Here is a 19,253-nt window from a genome sequence, read left to right as displayed (position 1 = left end):
ACCGTCGGGATTGTCTCATCGGCCCCCAAAGGCCCGCAGACCCCGGGGCCGACCCGGCCTTGTGCGGCTTGGCCTCAGCTGAGACGATGCGGCGCGCTTTCGCCCTGCCCTGCCCTTGCCCCGATGAACACCTCCCGACGCGCGGCCTACGACGCCCAGCGCCACTGCGCCGACACCCGGGCGCTGTGCCACGCCCCGGCGCTGAACATGTACTTCGGCATGACCGGCACGGTCGGTGCCTGCTGCTACAACCGCAGCGAGGCCTACGGCCAGTACCCGCAGTCCAGCGTCCGCGAGCTTTGGGACAGCGCCCACCGCAAGGCCCTGGAAGCGGCCATGCTCACGCCCGAGACCCCGCTGGCTGGCGGCTGCCGGCTGTGCGCGCTGCCCTACGAGGCCGGCAACTTCCAGGGCATGGTGGCACGGGCCTTCGACTCGCTGGCGCCCGCGCCGGCCGCGCCCGTCGGCTGGCTGCAGCGCGCGAAGGACCGGCTCAGCCGTGCGCCGGGCCCCTACCCGCGCCAGATGGACTTCGAGCTGTCGAACACCTGCAACCTCGAGTGCTCGATGTGCAATGGCTGGTTCTCCTCGCTGATCCGCGAGAAGCGCGAGAAGCTGCCGCCGATTCCCTGCCCCTACGACAGCGCCTTCGTCACCCAGCTGCGCGAGTTCATCCCGCACCTCAAGCGAGCCCGCTTCTACGGCGGCGAACCCTTTCTGATCCCGATCTATCACGAGATCTGGGACGCGATGATCGAGCTCAACGAAGGCATGGAGGTGGTCATCACCACCAACGGCACCGTGCTCAACGAGCGGGTCAAGCGCGTGCTGGACCGGCTCAACGGCCTGCTGGTGATGTCCATCGACAGCCGCGTGAAGTCCACCTACGAAAAGATCCGCGTCGGCGCGAACTACGCGCAGGTCATGCGCAATGTGGATGCCTTCGTCGAGCGCCTGGCCGGCCAGGGGCGGCTGTCGATGGCCGTGTGCCCGATGCCGGTCAATGCCGACGAGATCCCGGACCTGCTCGACTGGTGCAACGGCCATGGCGTGCGGATTCACTTCAACGTGGTGTCCCAGCCGGCCGGCGCCTCGCTGCGCAGTCTGTCGATCGAGGCGCTGCGGGCCCTGTCGCAGCGCTACGACGCGGTGGACTGCCCGCAGGGCTCGGCCCTGGAACGGGACAACGCGCAGGCGTTCGAGGGCCTGCGCCTGCAGCTGCGCCACTGGGCCGAATCGGCCGTGCAGGCGCACGCGAAGTTCTCGCCCCTGGTCGGGCTGCTGGGGCAGGCCGAGGCCCGGGGCGAGCGGCTGCTGGCCGAGGTGGTTCGCCGCGAGCTGGACCTGCGCGTGCGCGCGCATGCCCCGGCCGACGCGCTGCTGGCCTGCGGCGAGGAGATGCCGCGGCTGGACTTCCTGTTCAGCTACCTGCGCGCCAGCGGCGAGGCCTATCTGGCCGAGCAGCGCCTGGCCGAGCCCGAGGCTCTGGCCGTGCGCCGCCGCCTGGCCGAGGTGGAAGCGCTGATCCGCAGCCTGCCGCTCGATCCGGAACTGCTGGTGCGCAACGTGGTGCTCAGCAGCCCCTGCCTGACCGTGCAGGCGGTGCTGCGGCATGACGATGCCTCGCTGGCCCGGATGATGGGCACGCTGGCGGGCCACTCGGCCGCCGCGACGGCGGCGACCGCCTGAGGCCGCAGGGCCGGGTGGCGCGGCGCCGGCCTTAGCGGGCGGCGGGGTCGAGCCAGTCGCCGGGATCGCGCCAGCCCAGCAGCTCGGCCAGGCGGCGGAGCACCCAGACCGACTCGGCGGGGCTGACGCCAGCCTCCGGACCCGCCAGGCCACGGTGGCAGCGCGCCAGCACATCGTCGGCCGTGACGCCCAGGGCGCCGGGCAGGCCGCGGCAGCTCTCGGCCAGGCTCTGGGCCAGGTCCTCACAGAACTCGTGACGCTCGCTCAGGGCGGCCAGCTCGGGGGCGCGCCAGCCGCGCGGCGGGCTCGGGTGCAAGGCCAGGAAGGAAGGCGGGAGGGTGTGCATCCCGCGGGTGTAGCAGAGCCGCAGGCGCGGCCCGCGGCCGGTGGCCGGCCGGCACGCTCAGGTCCGGTCGGAGGCGGCGGGATCCGCCGCCTCGGGGCCGGCCCGCTTGCGGCCGGTGAACATCGCGAGGATCAGGTTCTCGCGGTGCCGCCAGCTCTCGAACACGGCAGCGGCCACATGCACGGCCACGGCGATCAGCGTGAGCTCGACCAGGCCTTCATGCAGTTCCTCGACCCATTCGACACCCCACCAGCGGTCGAGCGTCATCATCCAGCCGGTGCCGCCGATGCCGACGACGGCGGCCAGCAGGAACAGGATCATCACCGCCGCGGCCGGGTTGTGGCCCAGGTGGCGCGGCTCGCGGCCCCGCCGCATCGCCAGCAGGTAGGCGCGCAGGGTGGCCGGGCGCGGCACGAAGTGGTCGAAGCGGGCCGCGCCGCGGCCGACGAAGCCCCAGACGATGCGCGCGGCCACCAGGCCCAGCGCAAGCCAGCCGAGCCATTCGTGCAGGTTGCGCAAGTCGTCGCGGCTCAGCCAGGCGCCGAAGAAGCTGGCGACCAGGCTCCAGTGGAAGAAGCGCACGAAGCGATCCCAGACCCGCACCGTCGGCACGGGCCCGGACCGGCGGCGCGCGGCGGCGCGGCGGTCCATGGCGATCAGTCCTTGCGGTTTTCCTGGACGATCGCGCCGGTGATCGGGTGGAAGTAGACCTCGACCGCCTTGCCGGCCTTGTCGTGGCCATAGATTTCCCAGCACTTGCCCTTGGAGACATGCAGCTTGCGCACGTCGTCGACATAGCCCTGGGCGCGGAACTTCTCGCTCATCTGCTCGGCCGTGAGCCACTTGCTGGTGGGTTCCTCGGTGCAGCTCGGGCCGGCCTGGGCGGCGGCCGCGGCGGACAGTGCGAGGGCGAGAACGAGGGTCTTGCGGAAGGTCATGGCAGGGGCTCCTGGAAGGGGAATGGGACCGGGTCCGGGCTGCGGACCGCTGGACGCCAGTCTCTCCAGGGGCACTGAAGGGGCGCTGAAGCGCGCGCTTCAGCTTCGCAAGCGAAAACGGTCTTCGTCGGCGGCATCGTCGCCGGCGGGCGGGGCGGCGTCAGCGGCGGGCCGGACCCGGTCGCGCGAGACCCAGCGGGGTTCGTCGCCGGCCTCGGCCTCGTCGTCCAGGCCGGCGGGGCCAGGTCGCAGGGTGTCGAGCGGCCGGCAGACATGCCGCGCCAGGCCCTGCAGGCGCTCGGAGTGCTCGATGCGCGTCAGCACGGCGGCCGGATCGAGCAGCATGGCGAAGGGATGGACGGGGTGGGCGTTCGGGCGCGGCATGGCGGGACTCCATCGAGGGGATGGTTCCCACTCTAGGCAGGCCGGGCCGCGGGCGCAGTCGCCGGATGGCGCGGCAGCGTGTCAGGCAAGCACCGACACGCTGTCAGGCGCCGAGGGGGTCGGACGTCTCCCGACGCCGCCCCCGGGCCGGGGCCGGGCGCCCGCTCAGCGCAGCGGCGGTGCCGGCCACAGGCGGCCGCTGTCGAGGGCGATCTGCCACTGCAGCAGCCAGGCGTCCAGGGCGGCGAGCTCGGCGGCGAGGCCGGCCTCATGGGCCAGGCGGCGGGCCTGCAGCAGCTCGGCCAGCGAGGCTTCGCCGAGCGCATGGCTGCGCTCGAGGCCGCGGGTGACCTGCTCCAGCCGCTCGGCGGCGGCCTGCGCGGCCTGCCAGGCGGTGTGCTGGGCCTGGGCTTCGCGCAGGCGGGCGGCCTGCTGGGCGGCCAGGTCGCGCCGGGCCTGGTCAAGGCGTGCGTCCTGCGCGGCCAGGCGGGCGCGGCTGGCCTCCAGGCCGGCGTCGCGGGCCGCACTGCCGAAGGGCAGGCTCAGGCTCAGGCCGACGCGGCGTTCGCCGTCCAGCGTCGCGCGGCCCAGCTGGACGCCGACGGTGGGATCGGGCTGGCGCTCCAGGGTCTCGGCCGCCAGGGCGGCGGAGGCGGCCTCGCGGTCGCGGACCAGGGCCTCCAGACCGGCGTGCTGGCTGTCGAGCGGCAGCTCGGCGGCCGGAAGCGGCGGCAGCGGCAGCTCGGGCGGCGGCAGGACCAGGCCGGGGAACTGGCGCAGCAGCAGCAGCTCGGCCGCAGCCGCCCGGCCTTCGGCGCCGCGCTGCAGGGCCTGCCACTGCGCGAGCGCCGCCTCGGCCTGCAGCGCGTCGAGCGCGGAGGCATCGCCCAGCTGCTTGCGGCGTACCAGGCCCCGGGCCTCCTCGGCGGCCACCGCGGCCTGCCGGGCCAGGCGTCGGGCCTGCAGGCCCTCGCGGTGCCAGCGCGCCAGGCCGTCGAGCAGGGTGCCGGCCTGAAGCTGCCAGTCGCGGGCCCAGGCCGCCCGGGCGGCGTCGAGCCGGGCCTGGCCCAGGCGCTCGGCCGCCGCCTGCTTGCCGGGCAGACGCAGGCCGCGCTCCAGGCTCAGCTCGACATCGTTCGAACGCCGGCCGGCCACCGGATCGAGGGTGCGGCGGGCCGCGCCCAGGCCCAGGGTCCAGGCATGCGGGCCCAGCTGCAGCTGACGGCCGGCGGCGGTCTCGGCCTGCACGTCCGCCCGCGCAGCCTGCAGGGCCGGCGCGGCACGCAGTGCGGCCTCGACCGCCTCCGGATCGGGCAGGCCGGGCGCGGCCTGGGCCGCGGCGGCCAGCAGCAGGCCGAGCGCGAGGCTGCGGGGCAGCAGCGCGGGGCGGGACGACAAGCTCATTGCGCAGCCTCCGCGGCCGGCTTGAAGCCACCGACGGCCTCGACGGGGCTGATCCACCAGCCGCCGTCGGAGCCGGCCAGCTCGGCCTGCAGGCGTGCGAGCAGGCGGGTGGCCTGCTCGCGCGGCAGCACCAGGCTCAGGTGCTGGCGCTGGGCATGGCCCTGCACGCGCTCCTCGTCGGCCGCCAGGTGGATGTGCGGCCCGCGCGCCGCCACGGGATGCAGGCTGAACTCGACCCCGCCCGCGCCCTCGGCCAGCAGCAGGTCGGTGACGCGCAGCCCGGCCGCGGCCGGGAGCAGAAGGTGCAGACAGACGTGGGAGGACATGGACAGGACAGCAGGGGGAAGGCCGGACTCAGGCCGCACGGCCCAGACCGAAGCGACGGAACATCAGCGGCAGCAGCAGCAGGGTCAGGGCCGTGGAGCTGATCAGGCCGCCGATCACGACGATGGCCAGCGGGCGCTGGATCTCGGAGCCCGGCCCGGTCGCGAACAGCAGCGGCACCAGGCCGCCGGCGGTGATGGCGGCGGTCATCATCACGGGGCGCAGGCGGCGCTCGGCGCCCTCCACCACCACGCGGGCCAGCGGCAGGCCCTGCGCGAGCAGCTGCTGGAAGTGGCTGAGCATGACCAGGCCATTGAGCACGGCGATGCCCAGCAGCGCGATGAAGCCGACCGAGGCCGGCACCGACAGGTACTCGCCCGACACGCCGAGTGCGAACACGCCGCCGATCAGGGCCAGCGGAATCGTCGCGAAGACGAGCAGGGCCTGGCGCACCGAGCCGAAGGTGGAGAAGAGCAGGAAGAAGATCAGCGCCAGCGCGACGGGCACGACCAGGCCCAGGCGGCTGGCCGCGCGCTGCTGGTTCTCGAACTGTCCGCCCCACTCCAGCGCATAGCCGGCCGGCAGCGGCACGGCGCGGGCGACGGCGGCCTTGGCCTCGTCGACGAAGCCGACGAGATCGCGGCCCCGGACATTGGTCTGCACGACCACGTAGCGCTGCGCACGCTCGCGGTCGACCTTGACCGGACCTTCGACCCGCTCCAGCCGCGCCACGCCGGCCAGGGGCACGGCCTCGCCGGCCTCGTTGCTGACCCGCAGGGCGGCGAAGGCCTCGGGCGAGGCGCGCAGGGCCTCGCTGCCGCGGATGACCAGCGGCACGCGGCGCGCACCTTCGAGCACCACGCCCACCGGCTGGCCCTCGACCCAGCGGCGCAGCTCGGCCTGGATGGCCTCGATGCTCAGGCCCAGGCGGCCGGCGGCCAGGCGATCGATGCGGACCTGCAGGTACTGCACGCCGTCGTTGCGCAGGGTCAGGGTGTCGGTCGCGCCGTGCAGGCCGGCGACGACCTGCTCGATGCGATGGGCGAGCTCGCCGAGCTGGACCAGGTCGCTGCCGTAGAGCTTGAGGGCGACGTCGCCGCGCACACCGGTCAGCATCTCGGAGACGCGCATGTCGATCGGCTGGGTGAAGCCGGGGCTGACGCCGGGGAAGTCCTCCATCACCTCGCGCAGGCGGTCGGTCAGCCAGTCCTTGTCGGGCTCGCGCCACTGCTCGCGCGGCTTGAGCACGAGGAAGGTGTCGGTCTGGTTCAGGCCCATCGGGTCCAGGCCCAGCTCGTCGGAGCCGCTGCGCGCGACGATGCCGGCCACCTCGGGCACGCGGGCCATCACGGCCTGCTGCACGCGCAGGTCGAGCGCGACGGTCTGGTCCAGGCCGATCGAGGGCAGCTTCTCCAGCTGCATGATCAGGTCGCCCTCGTCGAGCGTGGGCATGAAGGACTTGCCGACCGAGACCGCCATGCCGCCCGCGGCCACCAGGGCCAGGGCGGCGGCGCCGAAGGCCAGGCGCTCGTGACGCAGCGTGGCCTGCAGCAGGCGGTGGTAGCCGGCCCCGAGCTTGCGGACCAGCCAGGGCTCATGCGCCGGGCCGGTCTTCAGCAGCCAGGAGGCCAGCACCGGCACGAGGGTGAAGGACAGCAGCAGCGACACGCTCAGCGCGTAGACGATGGTGAGCGCGACCGGCGCGAAGAGCTTGCCCTCCAGCCCCTCGAGGCTCAGCAGGGGCAGGAAGACGATGACGATGATCGCGATGCCCGCGACCACCGGCACCGCGACCTCGGCCGCCGCGCGCCACAGCAGGTGCAGCAGCGGCAGGCGCTGCGCACCGGGCCGGGCCAGCGTGGTCTCGACGTTCTCGACCACCACCACGGCGCCATCGACCAGCATGCCGATGGCGATCGCGAGCCCGCCCAGGCTCATCAGGTTGGCGCTCAGGCCGGTCCAGCGCATCAGCACGAAGGTGCCGAGGGCCGAGAGGGGCAGCATCAGCGCGACGACCAGGGCCGCCCGCAGATTGCCCAGGAAGGCCAGCAGCAGCACGACGACCAGCACCACCGCCTCGGCCAGGGCCTTGCCGACGGTGTGCACGGCGCGGTCCACGAGCGCGGAACGGTCGTAGAAGATGTCGACGCTCAGACCCTCGGGCAGCGTCGGCGCGAGCAGGGCGAGCTTGTCCTTCACCGCGGCCACCACCTGGCGCGCATTCGCGCCGCGCAGGCCCAGCACCAGGCCCTGCACGGCCTCGCCCTGCCCGTTGCGGGTGACGGCGCCGTAGCGGGTCATCTCGCCGAAGCGCACCTCGGCGACGTCGCCGATGCGCACCAGGCCGCCGCTGGCGCCACGGACCACCGTGGCGCGCACGTCGTCGAGCGTGCGGATGGCGCCCTCGGCGCGGACGATCAGCGCTTCCTCGCCGGCCGCCAGTCGACCGGCGCCGTCGTTGCGGTTGCCGGCCGCCAGGGCGGCCTCCAGCTGGGCCAGGCTCAGGCCGCGAGCCTGCAGGGCCGCCGGATCGGGCACGACCTCGAAGGTGCGGACCCGCCCCCCCAGGCTGTTGACGTCGGCCACGCCGGGCAGCGTGCGCAGCGCGGGGCGGATGAGCAGGTCGAGCACGCGGCGCTTCTCGTCGAGCGCCTGCGGCCCCTCCAGCGTGAACATCAGCATCTCGCCGAGCGGGGTGGTGATGGGCGCGAGGCCGCCGCTGGTGCCGGGCGGCAGGTCGGCCATCACCGTGGCCAGGCGTTCGCTGACCTGCTGGCGGGCCCAGTAGACGTCGGCGCCATCCTCGAAATCGACGGTGATGTCGGCCAGCGCGTACTTGGACGTCGAGCGCAGCATGACCTGGCGCGGGATGCCGAGCAGCTCCTGCTCGATGGGCACGGTGATGCGGGTCTCGACCTCCTCGGGCGTCATGCCGGGGGCCTTGAGGATGAGCTTGACCTGGGTGGTGGAGACGTCGGGGAAGGCGTCGATGGGCAGGCCGCGCCAGGCCACGGCCCCGGCGGCGACGAGCATCAGGGTGAGCACCAGCACGAGCAGGCGCTGACGGAGGGACCAGGCGATCAGGCGATCGAGCATGCGGCGGCCTCCGGCGCTCAGGGCAGCAGGGCCAGCAGGGCCGCCGTGCCGCGCACGACGACCAGGCTGCCCGGCGCGAGGCCGGTGACCGCCAGGCGGGCGCCCTGCCCGCCCTGCACCGTGACCGGCTGCAGGCGGTAGGCCCCGGGCGCGGTCTCGATGAAGACCACGCTGCGGCCGCGGTGGCGCAGCACGGCGGCGCTGTCGACGGTCAGCAAGCCGGTGCCGCGCGGGGCCAGGCCGGCCTCGATGAGCTGGCCGGGCCGCAAGCGGCGGCCGCTGGCGGCGGCGGGCGGGCTGATCTCGGCGCGCACCCGCAGGGTCTGGGTGGCGGGGTCGACGACGCCCGCGCTGCCGATCACGCGGCCGACGGCGGCGACGCCCTCGACCTGCACGGCCTCGCCGGGACGCAGGGCGTCGGCCTCGGCCACCGGCACGGTCAGCTCGAGCCACAGGGTGGAGAGGTCGGCCACGCGCATCAGCATGTCGCCGGCCTCGACCCGCTGGCCGACGGTCAGCGGGGCTTCGATCACGACGCCGGCCAGCGGGCTGGCCAGGCTGAGCTCGCCCGGCGCCTCGGGCCGCAGGCCGTTCAGGCGCAGCGCGCGCAGGCGCTCCTCGTGCAGCGTGCGGGCCTGGGTGTCCGCGGCGCGGCTCGCATCGAGGCGGGCCGCGGGGATCAGGCCCTCGGCATGCAGCTGCTCGTCCCGGGCCCGGCTGCGGGCGGCCAGGTCGGCCTGGCTGGCGCTCTGGCTCAGCTCGCGCTGCAGTTCCTGCGCCTGCAGGCTGCGCAGGCGCAGCAGCGGCTGGCCGGCACGCACCGTGTCGCCGAGGGCCACGGCCTGCTGCTCGACCCGGGCCGCCAGCGGCGCGGCCAGCACGCGCTGGCGATGCACCGGCACCAGCACCTGGGCCGGGTAGCGGCGCAGCGTGGCCTCGGCGACGCCCTCAAGGCGGGCCGTCTGCACGCCCAGGGCCTGAACCTGGGCCGGCTGCAGCCGCAGGGGCTCCGGATCGGACGGGGTGGCAGGCTGGGCCGCCACGGTGGCGGCCAGCAACAGGCCAGACAGCAGGCCGGCGGAGAGGCGGTAGGGCATCGGGAAAGGCAGGGTGCGCGAAGGGACGGACGGTGCTAAGCGTGCCCGAGATGTCTGAAGCGGTGGTGAAGCCTGCCCGGCCTGGCGGGTGCTATCGTTTTTGCCTCCTCCCGTGCCCCTGCCCCATGCGCCTGCTGCTGCTCGAAGACGACCTGATCCTGGGCGAAGCCCTGCGCGATTTCCTGCGCAGCGAAGGCCATGTGATCGACTGGTTCCCGCGCCTGCTCGAAGCCAGCGCAGCCCTGCACAACGAGCCCTATGACGCGCTGCTGGTGGACTGGCAGCTGCCCGACGGCTCGGGCCTGGACTGGATCCGCGGCCTGCGCGCCCGCGGCGTGACGACGCCGATGCTGATGATGACCGCCCGCGACCTGCTCAGCGACCGCATCCGCGGCCTGGACGGCGGCGCCGACGACTACCTGGTCAAGCCCTTCCCGCCCGAGGAGATGGTGGCCCGCCTGCGCGCGGTGCGGCGCCGCTCGGCCGGCGTGGTCAGCCCGCGGCTGCGCTTCGGCGGGGTCGAGGTGGACCTGAATGCCCGCATCGTCTACCTCGACGGCGGCCCGGTCGACCTGACCCAGCGCGAGTGGTCGATCTTCGAAGCCCTGGTGCACCGCGCCGGCCGCATCGTGCCGCGCGGCGAGCTGGAGGCGCTGATCCTGGGCTTCGGCGCCGAGCTGGCGAGCAATGCGCTGGAAGTCCACATCTCGGCGATCCGGCGCAAGCTCGGGCGCGAGCTGATCGAGACCGTGCGCGGCCTCGGCTACCGGGTGCCGCGCTGATGAGCCTGCCTTCGATCCGCAAGCGCCTGACCGATGCGGTGCTGCAACTGTCGCTGGCCTGGGGGCTGGCGGTCTCGGGCGTGGTCTGGCTGGCCGTGCAGCATGAGGTCGACGAGGTGATGGACGGGGCCCTCAAGGAGTCCGCCGAGATCCTCTACGGCCTGCTGAGCTTCCACGCCGCCGAACTGCCGCTGGACCGCCAGGGGGCGCTGCCGGCGCCACCGCACCAGGAGCTGCTGGTCTGGCAGCTCGTCGACCGCGACGGCCGGGTCGGGCTGCGCTCGCACCATGCCCCCGACACCGCCCTGGGCCCGCCCGGCCAGCTGGGCCTGGTCGACGTCGGGGAGGCCTGGCGGGCCTATGTGCTGCCCTTCGACGCGACCGGCCGCACGCTCCACGTCGCCCAGCCCGGCACCGAGCGCCGCGAGGCGCGGATGGAGGCCGCCGAGTTCACGGCCCTCTGCGTGCTGATCGTCGGCGTGCTGTGCGCCCTGCTGCTGCGGCTGCGGGTCGGCCGCGAGCTGCAACCCCTGCAGACCCTGAGCCGCGAGGTGTCGAACTTCCAACCGCTGGAGGCCCACGCCACCCTGCCGCCGCCGCAGCGGGCCGAGCTGCAGCCGCTGCGCGAGGCCATCGTCGAGCTCGGCCGTCGCCTGGCCGACCGGGTGCGGCACGAGCGGGCCTTCGCCGGCCAGGCCGCGCATGCGCTGCGCACGCCGCTGGCCGGCCTGGGGGCGCAGCTGGCGGTGGCTTGGCGCGAAGCCACGCCGGCCCAGCAGCCGCGGCTGGCCCGCGCCCGCGAGGCGGCCGATCGCCTGGGCCGGGTCGTCAGCGCCCTGCTGACCCTGTTCCGCAGCGGGGTCGAACCGAAGGTGCAGGCCCTGGACCTGCGCACCCTGCTCGACAGCCTGCCGGTGGAGGGCCTGCGCATCGAACTGCTGCGCAATGGCGTGCTGCATGCCGACCCCGATCTGCTGGCGGCCGCCCTGCTCAACCTTTTCGACAACGCACTGCGCTATGGCGCGCAGACCCTTCAGGTCGACTGGGCCCCGGCCCCGGGCGGCGGGGTGGAGCTGCAGCTGCAGGACGACGGGCCGGGCGTCAGCGCGGAACGTCACGCCCAGCTGCAGGCCGCGCTGGCCCATGGCGACTTCGATGCGGTCGGACCCGGCCTCGGCCTGCGGCTGGCGGATCGGGTCGCGCGGGCCCATGGCGGCATGCTGGCCCTGCGCAGCGCGCCCAGCGGCTTCGCGCTGACGCTGAGCCTGGGGCCCGCGACGGGCGGCTGAGCCGGCCGGATATCATCGTCCGCTTATGCACGGCATCCACCGCCTCAGCCTCCGCACGCGCCGCCTCGGCGCGGGCTGGCTGGCGCTCGTGCTGCTGCTGGCCAGCCTGCAGCCGCTCATGGCGCAGGCCTGGCGGCAGTGGGGCGGCGGCAGCGGCGACTGGGTGCAGGTCTGCACCTCGGCCGGCATGCGCTGGGTCACGCTGCAGGCACCGTCCGGTGCCGAAGCGGCGGCGGCCTCCGGTGCGGCCGGGCACGGCGATCCGGCCGGCATCTCGGGCCCCGACCACTGCCCCTGGTGCCGCACCGGCCTGCACCTGCCGGCGCTGCCCGGCATCGAGCGCCTGCCGCAGGCCCTCGCGATGCCGGTGCTCAACCCGCCGCCGCCGGAGCCTTCCAGCCCCGGCCGGGTGGGTCCGCCGCCGCGGCATCTCCTCGCGCTCGTGAGAGCGCCGCCGGTCGCCGCCGCCTGAGCGCGGAACGATCCGGTCCCGACGCGCGGCGCGGTCCTGCCCGCGCGACCTGTCGCACGGCCTTGCCTGCACCTCCGTCGCCACGGCCTCCGGGCTGAGGGGCGAGCTGTGCCCGGCCCCTGCTGAGGGCCGGTGGCCCGCCAGGACCCGAGCGCCTGCGTCTCGACCGCCCCGGCCGCCTTCGTGCGACCGCCTGACCCGGCGGTGTCGCGCCTGCGCGCCGTCCACAGCCACCCGATGACCGTCCGGCCGCCTCGGCCGGACGGCGCATCCCGCGGCGCCCGCCCGCCTTCGTGCAGGCGAGGCCGCGGGGTGTGCCCTGCCCTTTTCCCTGCCCTTTCCTCACGCTGGATGCTTCCCATGAACACCCACTTCAAGCCCTTCGCCTTCCGTCTCAGCCCGCTGCGCTCCGCCGCAGCCGCCGTGCTCGGTGCCAGCCTGCTCGCCGCCTGCGGCGGCGGGGGCGGCGACAGCCCGCAGGCCGTCAAGCTGCAGTTCGCGGCGCTCAACGGCAGCAGCGCGGTCAGCTGCACCGGCTCGCTGAGCGGCCTGGGTTCGACGGCCGCCTCGGCCAAGCTGCAGGACCTGCGCTTCTATGTGTCCGAGGTCGAGCTGGTCGATGCCAAGGGCAACGTCACCCCGGTCAAGCTGGACGCCGTCACCAACTGGCAGATCGCCGGTTCGGGCGCGGCGGGCGTGGCCCTGGTCGACCTGGCTGCGGCCGGTGAGGCCTGCGACGCGACCTCGCCCGAGACCCACACCGAGGTGGTCGGTTCGGCCGACGGCGGCGACTACACCAAGGTGCGCTTCAAGATCGGCGTGCCGCTGGCCCTGAACCACTCGAACGTGGTGGGCGCCGCAGCGCCGCTGGACATCGCGGCGCTGAACTGGTCCTGGGCCGGCGGCCGCAAGTTCCTGAACATCGAGGTGAACGCCGATGCCCCGACCACGCTGACCACCTTCAACGTGCACCTGGGCTCGACCGGCTGCACCGGTTCGAGCCCGGCCACCGGCCTGGTCGACACCTGCGCCCGCCCGGACCGCATGACGGTCGAGCTGGCCTTCGACCGCAAGGCCAGCGCACAGAACGTGGTGATCGACCTGGCCCAGCTCTTCCAGGGCGTGGACATCACGCAGAACATCAACGGCGCGCCGGGCTGCATGTCGGGTGCGACCGACTCGGAATGCGTGCCGGTCTTCAGCAACCTCGGCCTGGACCAGAGCACCGGCCTGCCGCTCAGCACCACGGCGCAGCGGATCTTCCGCCTCGCGGGCAGCACCGGAGCGCTGTGAGATGAGCCGCCGCACCCTGCTTGCACAGGCCCTGGGGCCGATCCGTCTGCGTCACGTCTGCGGAGCAGCCGTCGTGACGATCGCAGCCGCCCTCGCGGCCTGCGGTGGGGGCGGCGGCACGACCGCCCGCGACCCGGGCGATCCCTCGGGCGGCGGCGTGGACCTGCCCGCCCTGCCCGCAGGCTTTCCGAGCCCGCGCATCCCGGCCGACGCGCCGGTCACGGCGGCCCGGGCCGAACTGGGCCGCCACCTCTTCTTCGACATCCGGCTCTCGGGCAATGGCCGCCAGGCCTGCGCGAGCTGCCACCAGCCGGACAAGGCCCTGACCGACGGCCGCATGACGGCGATCGGCTCGACCGGCCAGGCGCATCCGCGCAACACGCAGAGCCTGCTCAACGTCGTCTTCAGCCCGACCCTGACCTGGGCCAACCCCAGCCTGCTGCTGCTCGAAAAGCAGATGGAGGTGCCGCTGTTCAGCGAGGACCCGGTCGAGATGGGCATCAACGACGGCAACAAGGCCGAGGTGCTGGCGCGCCTGCGCGGCGACAGCCGCTACCCGGCCCTGTTCCGCGCGGCCTTCCCCGACAGCGCCGGCGAGCCGGACTGGTCGCGCATCATCACCGCGATCTCGGCCTACCAGCGCACGCTGTACTCGGGCGACAGCCGCTACGACCGCTTCCTGAAAGGCGCCCTGACGCTGACCGCGTCCGAGCAGCGCGGGCTCACGCTGTTCTTCGAGGAGAAGGCCGAGTGCTTCCACTGTCACGGCAGCTTCAACTTCAACGACCAGATCGTGCATGCCGGCAGCCGGCTGATCGAGACGCCGTTCAACAACACCGGCCTCTACAACATCGGCGGCACCGGGGCCTTCCCGGTCGGCAACCGCGGGGTCTTCGAGCTGACCGAGCAGCCGCGCGACATGGGCAAGTTCCGCGCGCCCAGCCTGCGCAACGTGGCCCTGACCGCGCCCTACATGCATGACGGCACGATCGCCACGCTGGAGGAGGTGCTGGACTTCTACGCCGCCGGCGGCCGGAACATCACCGAAGGGCCGCATGCCGGCGACGGCCGGCGCAACCCGAACAAGAGCGGCCTGATCGGCCTGATCCAGCTGAGCACGCAGGACAAGGCCGACCTGATCGCCTTCCTGCGCGCGCTCACCGACCTCAGCCTCGCCAGCAACCCCGCGCTGGCCGACCCCTGGGCCGGCACCGCCAACAGCTTCCGCACCACGCTGCCGTCGACGGCGGCTTCGGCCACCCCCTGAGGTCCGCGATGCCCAACAAGCTTTCGACCCTGAAGACCCCGCGGCGCCTGCTCGCCGCACTGATCGCCCTGGCCGCGGCCACGGCCCAGGCCCATACCGTGGGCGACGACGCGATCCCGCCGCAGCCCGGCTGGCGCGTCGGCGTGGCCGCGGCCCTGGCCGCCGTGGAGGCCGATGGCCCGGTGCCGGCGGCCCGGCTGAACGGCCAGAGCAATGTCGGCGACACCCTCAGCGACGTGCGGCGCGAGCCGCTGGAACACGCCACCGTGGAACTGGCTTGGCGCTTCGCCGACCAGGCGGGGCTGCATGTCGCCGTTGGGCGGCATGGTGCGGACCCGACGCACATCGAGTCCGCCTGGCTCGCGCTGCGCCCGGCCGCCGACAGCGCATGGCGCCTCGGCCTCGGCCGCAACCGGGTGCCGCTGGGCACGGTGATCACGGCTGCCGGCCACTACGACCGCTTCCTGCAGACGCCGCTGGCCAAGCGTGCCGCCTTCAACGGCGACTGGATCGAGGAAGGCGCCAACCTGGCCTGGCGCGGCGCGCCCGGCGCAGGACCGCTGGGCCTGGACGGCCTCGACGCCGGCCTGTGGCGGGCCGGCACCTTCCCGGGTGGCGACGGCGCCTCGCCCGCCCCGGTGCTGCACCTGCAGGGCGGGCCGGCCGGGCTGCGCTGGGATGCGGTGGCGGCCTGGCTGAACCCGGACGCACGCGGCAGCTACGCCCGTCCCGCCGCCGGCCTGCCCGGCGTGGGCCACAGCCACGGCCTGCCGGACTGCAGCGGCTCGCTGCGCGACGTGGTCTGCTTCGACGGCACGGTGCGCCTGCTCGGCGGCAGCCTGCAGTGGCGGCCCGCCGCCCTGCCCGACTGGCGCTTCGTCGCCGCCGGCCTGCACCGCCAGGAGCAGGGCGATCTCTACGGCCGCAACGGCGACACCCGCTACCGCGGCCGCGGCTGGGGGGGCTGGCTGGAAGCCGGCTGGACGCCCCACGCCGCCTGGGAGCTTGCGCTGCGCAGCGAAGCGCTGAATGGCCGCAACACCGTGGTCGGACCGGGGGCGACGCTGATCGTGCGCGACGCCGGCCTGGACGGCGAGAGCCGTTCCTGGCGCCATGCGCTGATGCTGGGCTGGACTCCGGTCCCCGGCTGGCGCCTGAGCGTGGAAGGCGCGCGCGAATCGGTCTCCGGCGTGGCGCAGACCGTGCTCGCCCTGCGACTGCGCTGGGCCCTGCCCGAGCTGCTGCACGGCCACTGAGCGGCGCGGGGCGCGGGCCGAAGCGGGCCTGCGCCCGGGCTTGTCAAGGCGGACTTGCCGGCTTGCCCCGGACCGCCGGGGCCGCGAGGCTCGCGCGGGCGTGATCGGCTTCCGCCCCCCGGGAGCCGGCCGATCCCTGCCGCCCAGGAGCCTCCATGAGCCGACTTTTCGGACCCGCGCAGCGCAGGCTGCAGGACCAGTTCGACACCCGCCGCATCGCCGACAAGGTCGAGGCCATCGCACTGCACGACAGCCTGAGCGAGGGCGACCGCGCCTTCATCGCCGGCCGTGACATGTTCTTCCTGTCCAGCGTCGATGCCCAGGGCATGCCCACCGTGTCCTACAAGGGCGGCGCGCCGGGCTTCGTGCGCACGCCCGACGAGAAGACCCTGGTCTTCCCGTCCTACGACGGCAACGGCATGTTCCTGTCGCTGGGCAACCTGGCGGCCACCGCCAAGGTCGGCCTGCTGTTCATCGATTTCGAGACACCCAACCGCATCCGCGTGCAGGGCGAGGCCCGGCTGGACACCGACCCGGCCGCGCTCGCCGACTGGCCCGGCGCGCAGCTGCTGGTGCGGGTGACGGTGCAGGCCGTCTGGCCGAACTGCCCGCGCTACATCCACCGCTACCGCAAGGAAACACCGTCGCGCTACGTGCCCCGGCCCGAGGACCCGGTGCCGCTGGCCGGCTGGAAGCGCATCGACCTGCTGCAGGACGATCTGCCCGCCGCCGACCAGGGCCGTGCCGCCCGCGAGGGGGGCACGATCTCGATCGAGACTTGGTTTGGCCAGGTGGCCTGCGGCGACCCTGAAGCCTGAGCCGGACGGCTCAGCGCATGCCGGCCGGCAGGGTCAGCTCGCCGCGGGTTTCGAAGCGTCGCTCGCCGAGCACGCCGCCCACCCCCACCTTGCCGCGCAAGACGTAGTCGAGGCGGCGGCCGTCCTTGCCCTCGACCACCCGCAGCGCCTGGCGCAGGGCATCCAGCGCGGTCACGGTGACCGGCACGAAGAGCTGGGTTTCGCCGAAGGGCGTCAGCCGGCCCTTGATGTCGCTGATGCCGCTGCCCAGCGGCTTGCCCCCGACATCGAGTTCGAGGAAGACACCGCTGTAGTCCAGCTCGGCGTCGTTGGGATTGAGCAGCCGCAGCTTGACGCCGAAGCGCCACTCGAGGCCCGCACCGGGCAGCGGCTCGATGCCCACCACCTGCACGCGCAGCGGATCGCGCAGCGGGATGACGACGCAGCCGGCCAGCGGCAGGGCCGCGGCCAGCAGCAGGCGACGGGCGAGCTCGCGGCGACGTGGCGAGGACGGGAGGCAGGCGCGCGGCGGCAGGGATCGGGAGGCAGGCATGGGGGGAGTCTAGACAATTGCCCCCCGGGGACCGCTGGTCTATCCTGCGCCCGCCCGGCGACGACAAGATCGCCGGCTCGGGCCGCCGTCCGCGCGGACCGCATTCCCACTTCAAGAGGCCATCAAGCCCTCACCCGGAGACAAGCACCATGGACGCCCAGACCCTGATCATTGCCCTCGCCGTCGCGGCGGTGGTCTTCTTCATCCTGCGACGCAGCCAGGGCGGTCCGGCCGAAGCCGCTGTCGCAGCCCCCCTCGCGCCGGCCGCGGCGCCGGCGGCGCTGGGCGATGTCCAGGCCTATCGCAAGGCCCATCCCTCGAACCAGATCCAGGGCAAGCTGACCTGCCACCACTGCGGCTCGAACCGGGTGGCCTGCAGCGGCAGCTGCGAGAACTGCGGCGCCAAGCTCTTCAGCGCCTGAGGCCTGGCCCGCGCCCCGCGGGCGGCGAAACGCAAAGGGCGGCCCGCGGGCCGCCCTTTTTCATGGATGCCGCAGCGCCCGAGGCCTGCGGCATGCAGCGATCTCAGCGACCGCCGCCGCGCGGACCGCGGTCGTTGCGGAAACCGCCCGGGCCACGATCACCACGCGGCGCGCCGCCCTCGGGACGCGGGGCGCCGTAGCCCCCCCCACCGCCACCTTCGGCCCAGCGGCCACCACCGCCGCCACCGGCACGGGCCTGGCCCTTGCGGAAGCCGGGCATGGGCTTGTCGCGGCGCGGCTTCGGCGCCTGCGGGGTGGGTTCGAGACCGGGGATCACGGTCGGCACCAGGGTCTGGCGGGTGTAGGCCTCGATCGCGCGGATCTTGGCGCGCTCGCGGTGTTCGGCGAGGGTGATGGCATGGCCGCTGCGGCCGGCACGACCGGTGCGGCCGATGCGGTGCACATAGTCCTCGGCCTTCATCGGCAGGCCAAAGTTGATGACATGGCTGATGGTCGGCACGTCGATGCCCCGGGCGGCCACGTCGGTGGCGACCAGCACGCGGATGTGGCCGTCGCGCAGGTTCTGCAGGCGACGGTTGCGCACGCCCTGGGGCATGGCGCCGTGCAGGGCGACCGCCGCATGGCCCATCTGCTGCAGGGTCTCGGCCAGGGCTTCGGTGTCGACCTGGGTGCTGGCAAAGACGACGGCCTGCTCAAGCGCCACGTCGCGCAGCCAGTGCTCCAGCAGCTTGTGCTTGTGGTCGAGGTTGTCGGCCCAGTGCAGGGTCTGGGTGATGTCGGTGTGGCGGTCCTGGGCGGTGGCCAGTTCCAGGCGGCCCGGTTCGCGCATCACGCGGGAGGCCAGGGTCATGATGCGCGGCGCGAAGGTGGCCGAGAACATCATGGTCTGCTCGCGATGCGCGGTCGCGTCGTGCAGGGCGGCCAGGTCCTCGGCAAAGCCGAGGTCGAGCATGCGGTCGGCCTCGTCGACGACCAGCATGTGGCAGAGGTCCAGGCGGATCTGCTTGCGTTCCTGCAGATCGAGCAGGCGGCCCGGCGTGGCGACGACCAGGTCGGCGCCGCGCAGGTCGAAGAGCTGCTTGCCGTAGGCCATGCCGCCGACGATGGTGGCCACGCGCAGGCCGCGCACGGCATCACGCACCTTGTCGTGCTTGCTGGCGCTGCGCATCGCGGCGCTGACGCCGCGCATCAGGTCGATGGCATCGGAGGCCACCTGCTGGGCCAGTTCGCGGGTCGGGCAGAGCACGATGGCGCGCGGAGCGGCCACCCGGGAGGCGGCAGCGGGCGGCAGGGTCAGCAGGCGCTGCAGCACGGGCAGCAGGAAGGCGGCGGTCTTGCCGCTGCCGGTCTGGCTGGAGACCATCCAGTCGCCACCGGCCAGGGCCGAGGGCACGGCCTGGGCCTGCACCGGCGTGGGCGCGGTGTAGCCGAGCGCAGCCACCGCATCGACCAGGGGCTGGATCAGGCCGAGGGCGAGGAAGGCATTGGGGGCCTGGGGCTCGGTCGGGACCGGCTCGGCCACTTCCTGCACGGTGTTCAGGGGCGCCTGGGCTTCTTCAGCTTCGGCCAGAAAGGACATGGCGTGGCCAGCGGCCGCATCAAGGGTCGTCATCGCAGCTTCCGCCGTCTTGCGGCGGTTCCGTCGTGCTCGGATCGGGTGCTCGGCACCTCGAAACCCGAGGGTTGGGTGAACATCGACCAACCGACGGCAAGCCACGGAAACCGGTTCGACCGGTGCGCCGCGCAGGGGGTCCGCGGCAAACGCGACGGACCGGGGGCGGGTGAGACGATGGGCGGAGGTGGTCGAAAGACAATTCGTACCA

19 protein-coding genes are annotated in these 19,253 nt (G+C 73.8%); 9 read left to right on the top strand and 10 right to left on the bottom strand.

What is annotated here, in order from left to right; genetic code table 11:
• Positions 1-123: 123 nt before the first annotated feature.
• Positions 124-1,689, top strand: coding sequence for a radical SAM protein (locus H4F90_RS03505; protein WP_182661510.1), 1,566 nt, complete (start codon positions 124-126; stop codon positions 1,687-1,689).
• Positions 1,690-1,720: 31 nt separating this feature from the next.
• Here the strand turns inward: H4F90_RS03505 and H4F90_RS03500 are convergent, their stop codons facing one another.
• The 8 genes from H4F90_RS03500 to H4F90_RS03465 all read right to left on the bottom strand — a co-directional run bounded on the left by H4F90_RS03500 (position 1,721) and on the right by H4F90_RS03465 (position 9,278).
• On the bottom strand, positions 1,721-2,035 hold the full coding sequence (locus H4F90_RS03500; protein WP_182661509.1) for an ATPase with chaperone activity: 315 nt from the start codon (positions 2,033-2,035) through the stop codon (positions 1,721-1,723).
• A gap of 57 nt (positions 2,036-2,092) precedes the next feature.
• The gene (locus H4F90_RS03495) at positions 2,093-2,686 is read right to left on the bottom strand and encodes a cytochrome b/b6 domain-containing protein (RefSeq protein ID WP_182661507.1); all 594 of its coding nucleotides are present in this window, start codon (positions 2,684-2,686) and stop codon (positions 2,093-2,095) included.
• A 5-nt stretch (positions 2,687-2,691) separates the two neighbouring features.
• Positions 2,692-2,973, bottom strand: coding sequence for a PepSY domain-containing protein (locus H4F90_RS03490; protein ID WP_182661506.1), 282 nt, complete (start codon positions 2,971-2,973; stop codon positions 2,692-2,694).
• 99 nt (positions 2,974-3,072) lie between these two features.
• On the bottom strand, positions 3,073-3,357 hold the full coding sequence (locus H4F90_RS03485; protein ID WP_182661504.1) for a hypothetical protein: 285 nt from the start codon (positions 3,355-3,357) through the stop codon (positions 3,073-3,075).
• A 165-nt stretch (positions 3,358-3,522) separates the two neighbouring features.
• On the bottom strand, positions 3,523-4,761 hold the full coding sequence (locus H4F90_RS03480; protein ID WP_182661502.1) for a TolC family protein: 1,239 nt from the start codon (positions 4,759-4,761) through the stop codon (positions 3,523-3,525).
• Complete coding sequence (locus tag H4F90_RS03475; RefSeq protein WP_182661500.1) at positions 4,758-5,087, bottom strand: DUF3240 family protein; 330 nt, start codon at positions 5,085-5,087, stop codon at positions 4,758-4,760. The genes H4F90_RS03480 and H4F90_RS03475 overlap by 4 nt, the downstream gene beginning before the upstream one ends.
• 28 nt (positions 5,088-5,115) lie before the next feature.
• Positions 5,116-8,181 (bottom strand): efflux RND transporter permease subunit, encoded by a 3,066-nt coding sequence (locus H4F90_RS03470; RefSeq protein ID WP_182661498.1) that lies wholly within the window; start codon positions 8,179-8,181, stop codon positions 5,116-5,118.
• Between the two features lie 17 nt (positions 8,182-8,198).
• Positions 8,199-9,278: an efflux RND transporter periplasmic adaptor subunit gene (locus H4F90_RS03465; RefSeq protein WP_182661496.1), complete on the bottom strand. Its 1,080-nt coding sequence runs from the start codon at positions 9,276-9,278 to the stop codon at positions 8,199-8,201.
• Between the two features lie 125 nt (positions 9,279-9,403).
• On the opposite strand from H4F90_RS03465, the gene H4F90_RS03460 reads away from it, so the two are divergent.
• From H4F90_RS03460 to H4F90_RS03430, 7 genes are all read left to right on the top strand, one after another.
• Positions 9,404-10,060, top strand: coding sequence for a response regulator transcription factor (locus H4F90_RS03460; protein WP_182661494.1), 657 nt, complete (start codon positions 9,404-9,406; stop codon positions 10,058-10,060).
• A complete protein-coding gene (locus H4F90_RS03455) occupies positions 10,060-11,349 on the top strand; it encodes a sensor histidine kinase (protein WP_182661492.1) in 1,290 nt (429 codons plus the stop codon). Before H4F90_RS03460 ends, H4F90_RS03455 begins: the two co-directional genes overlap by 1 nt.
• Positions 11,350-11,374: 25 nt before the next feature.
• Positions 11,375-11,821: a DUF2946 family protein gene (locus tag H4F90_RS03450; RefSeq protein WP_182661490.1), complete on the top strand. Its 447-nt coding sequence runs from the start codon at positions 11,375-11,377 to the stop codon at positions 11,819-11,821.
• A gap of 360 nt (positions 11,822-12,181) precedes the next feature.
• Positions 12,182-13,114, top strand: a complete 933-nt coding sequence (locus H4F90_RS03445; protein ID WP_182661488.1) for an MbnP family copper-binding protein — start codon at positions 12,182-12,184, stop codon at positions 13,112-13,114.
• 1 nt (position 13,115) lies between these two features.
• The gene (locus H4F90_RS03440; RefSeq protein WP_182661486.1) at positions 13,116-14,381 is read left to right on the top strand and encodes a methanobactin export MATE transporter MbnM; all 1,266 of its coding nucleotides are present in this window, start codon (positions 13,116-13,118) and stop codon (positions 14,379-14,381) included.
• 8 nt (positions 14,382-14,389) lie between these two features.
• Complete coding sequence (locus H4F90_RS03435) at positions 14,390-15,637, top strand: hypothetical protein (protein WP_182661485.1); 1,248 nt, start codon at positions 14,390-14,392, stop codon at positions 15,635-15,637.
• 155 nt (positions 15,638-15,792) lie between these two features.
• Positions 15,793-16,455, top strand: a complete 663-nt coding sequence (locus tag H4F90_RS03430; RefSeq protein WP_182661483.1) for a pyridoxamine 5'-phosphate oxidase family protein — start codon at positions 15,793-15,795, stop codon at positions 16,453-16,455.
• Between the two features lie 10 nt (positions 16,456-16,465).
• On the opposite strand, the gene H4F90_RS03425 is transcribed toward H4F90_RS03430, so the two are convergent.
• Positions 16,466-16,987, bottom strand: a complete 522-nt coding sequence (locus H4F90_RS03425; protein ID WP_182661482.1) for an LEA type 2 family protein — start codon at positions 16,985-16,987, stop codon at positions 16,466-16,468.
• A 149-nt stretch (positions 16,988-17,136) separates the two neighbouring features.
• Here H4F90_RS03425 and H4F90_RS03420 point away from each other — a divergent pair, with 149 nt between their 5' ends.
• The gene (locus tag H4F90_RS03420; protein WP_182661480.1) at positions 17,137-17,409 is read left to right on the top strand and encodes a hypothetical protein; all 273 of its coding nucleotides are present in this window, start codon (positions 17,137-17,139) and stop codon (positions 17,407-17,409) included.
• Positions 17,410-17,512: 103 nt separating this feature from the next.
• Here the strand turns inward: H4F90_RS03420 and H4F90_RS03415 are convergent, their stop codons facing one another.
• Complete coding sequence (locus H4F90_RS03415) at positions 17,513-19,042, bottom strand: DEAD/DEAH box helicase (protein ID WP_220486037.1); 1,530 nt, start codon at positions 19,040-19,042, stop codon at positions 17,513-17,515.
• Positions 19,043-19,253 lie beyond the last annotated feature (211 nt).

Source organism: Aquariibacter albus, from assembly GCF_014145335.1.
Lineage (GTDB): Bacteria > Pseudomonadota > Gammaproteobacteria > Burkholderiales > Burkholderiaceae_C > Aquariibacter > Aquariibacter albus.
The sequence above is the reverse complement of the archived record's forward strand: the minus strand, read 5'-3'. Positions and strand labels throughout refer to the sequence as shown.

Bases quoted from the DNA above. Each gene is read 5' to 3' on its own strand.
- H4F90_RS03505 (WP_182661510.1), top strand. From the start codon at position 124: ATGAACACCTCCCGACGCGCGGCCTACGACGCCCAGCGCCACTGCGCC.
- H4F90_RS03500 (WP_182661509.1), bottom strand. From the start codon at position 2,035: ATGCACACCCTCCCGCCTTCCTTCCTGGCCTTGCACCCGAGCCCGCCG.
- H4F90_RS03495 (WP_182661507.1), bottom strand. From the start codon at position 2,686: ATGGACCGCCGCGCCGCCGCGCGCCGCCGGTCCGGGCCCGTGCCGACG.
- H4F90_RS03490 (WP_182661506.1), bottom strand. From the start codon at position 2,973: ATGACCTTCCGCAAGACCCTCGTTCTCGCCCTCGCACTGTCCGCCGCG.
- H4F90_RS03485 (WP_182661504.1), bottom strand. From the start codon at position 3,357: ATGCCGCGCCCGAACGCCCACCCCGTCCATCCCTTCGCCATGCTGCTC.
- H4F90_RS03480 (WP_182661502.1), bottom strand. From the start codon at position 4,761: ATGAGCTTGTCGTCCCGCCCCGCGCTGCTGCCCCGCAGCCTCGCGCTC.
- H4F90_RS03475 (WP_182661500.1), bottom strand. From the start codon at position 5,087: ATGTCCTCCCACGTCTGTCTGCACCTTCTGCTCCCGGCCGCGGCCGGG.
- H4F90_RS03470 (WP_182661498.1), bottom strand. From the start codon at position 8,181: ATGCTCGATCGCCTGATCGCCTGGTCCCTCCGTCAGCGCCTGCTCGTG.
- H4F90_RS03465 (WP_182661496.1), bottom strand. From the start codon at position 9,278: ATGCCCTACCGCCTCTCCGCCGGCCTGCTGTCTGGCCTGTTGCTGGCC.
- H4F90_RS03460 (WP_182661494.1), top strand. From the start codon at position 9,404: ATGCGCCTGCTGCTGCTCGAAGACGACCTGATCCTGGGCGAAGCCCTG.
- H4F90_RS03455 (WP_182661492.1), top strand. From the start codon at position 10,060: ATGAGCCTGCCTTCGATCCGCAAGCGCCTGACCGATGCGGTGCTGCAA.
- H4F90_RS03450 (WP_182661490.1), top strand. From the start codon at position 11,375: ATGCACGGCATCCACCGCCTCAGCCTCCGCACGCGCCGCCTCGGCGCG.
- H4F90_RS03445 (WP_182661488.1), top strand. From the start codon at position 12,182: ATGAACACCCACTTCAAGCCCTTCGCCTTCCGTCTCAGCCCGCTGCGC.
- H4F90_RS03440 (WP_182661486.1), top strand. From the start codon at position 13,116: ATGAGCCGCCGCACCCTGCTTGCACAGGCCCTGGGGCCGATCCGTCTG.
- H4F90_RS03435 (WP_182661485.1), top strand. From the start codon at position 14,390: ATGCCCAACAAGCTTTCGACCCTGAAGACCCCGCGGCGCCTGCTCGCC.
- H4F90_RS03430 (WP_182661483.1), top strand. From the start codon at position 15,793: ATGAGCCGACTTTTCGGACCCGCGCAGCGCAGGCTGCAGGACCAGTTC.
- H4F90_RS03425 (WP_182661482.1), bottom strand. From the start codon at position 16,987: ATGCCTGCCTCCCGATCCCTGCCGCCGCGCGCCTGCCTCCCGTCCTCG.
- H4F90_RS03420 (WP_182661480.1), top strand. From the start codon at position 17,137: ATGGACGCCCAGACCCTGATCATTGCCCTCGCCGTCGCGGCGGTGGTC.
- H4F90_RS03415 (WP_220486037.1), bottom strand. From the start codon at position 19,042: ATGACGACCCTTGATGCGGCCGCTGGCCACGCCATGTCCTTTCTGGCC.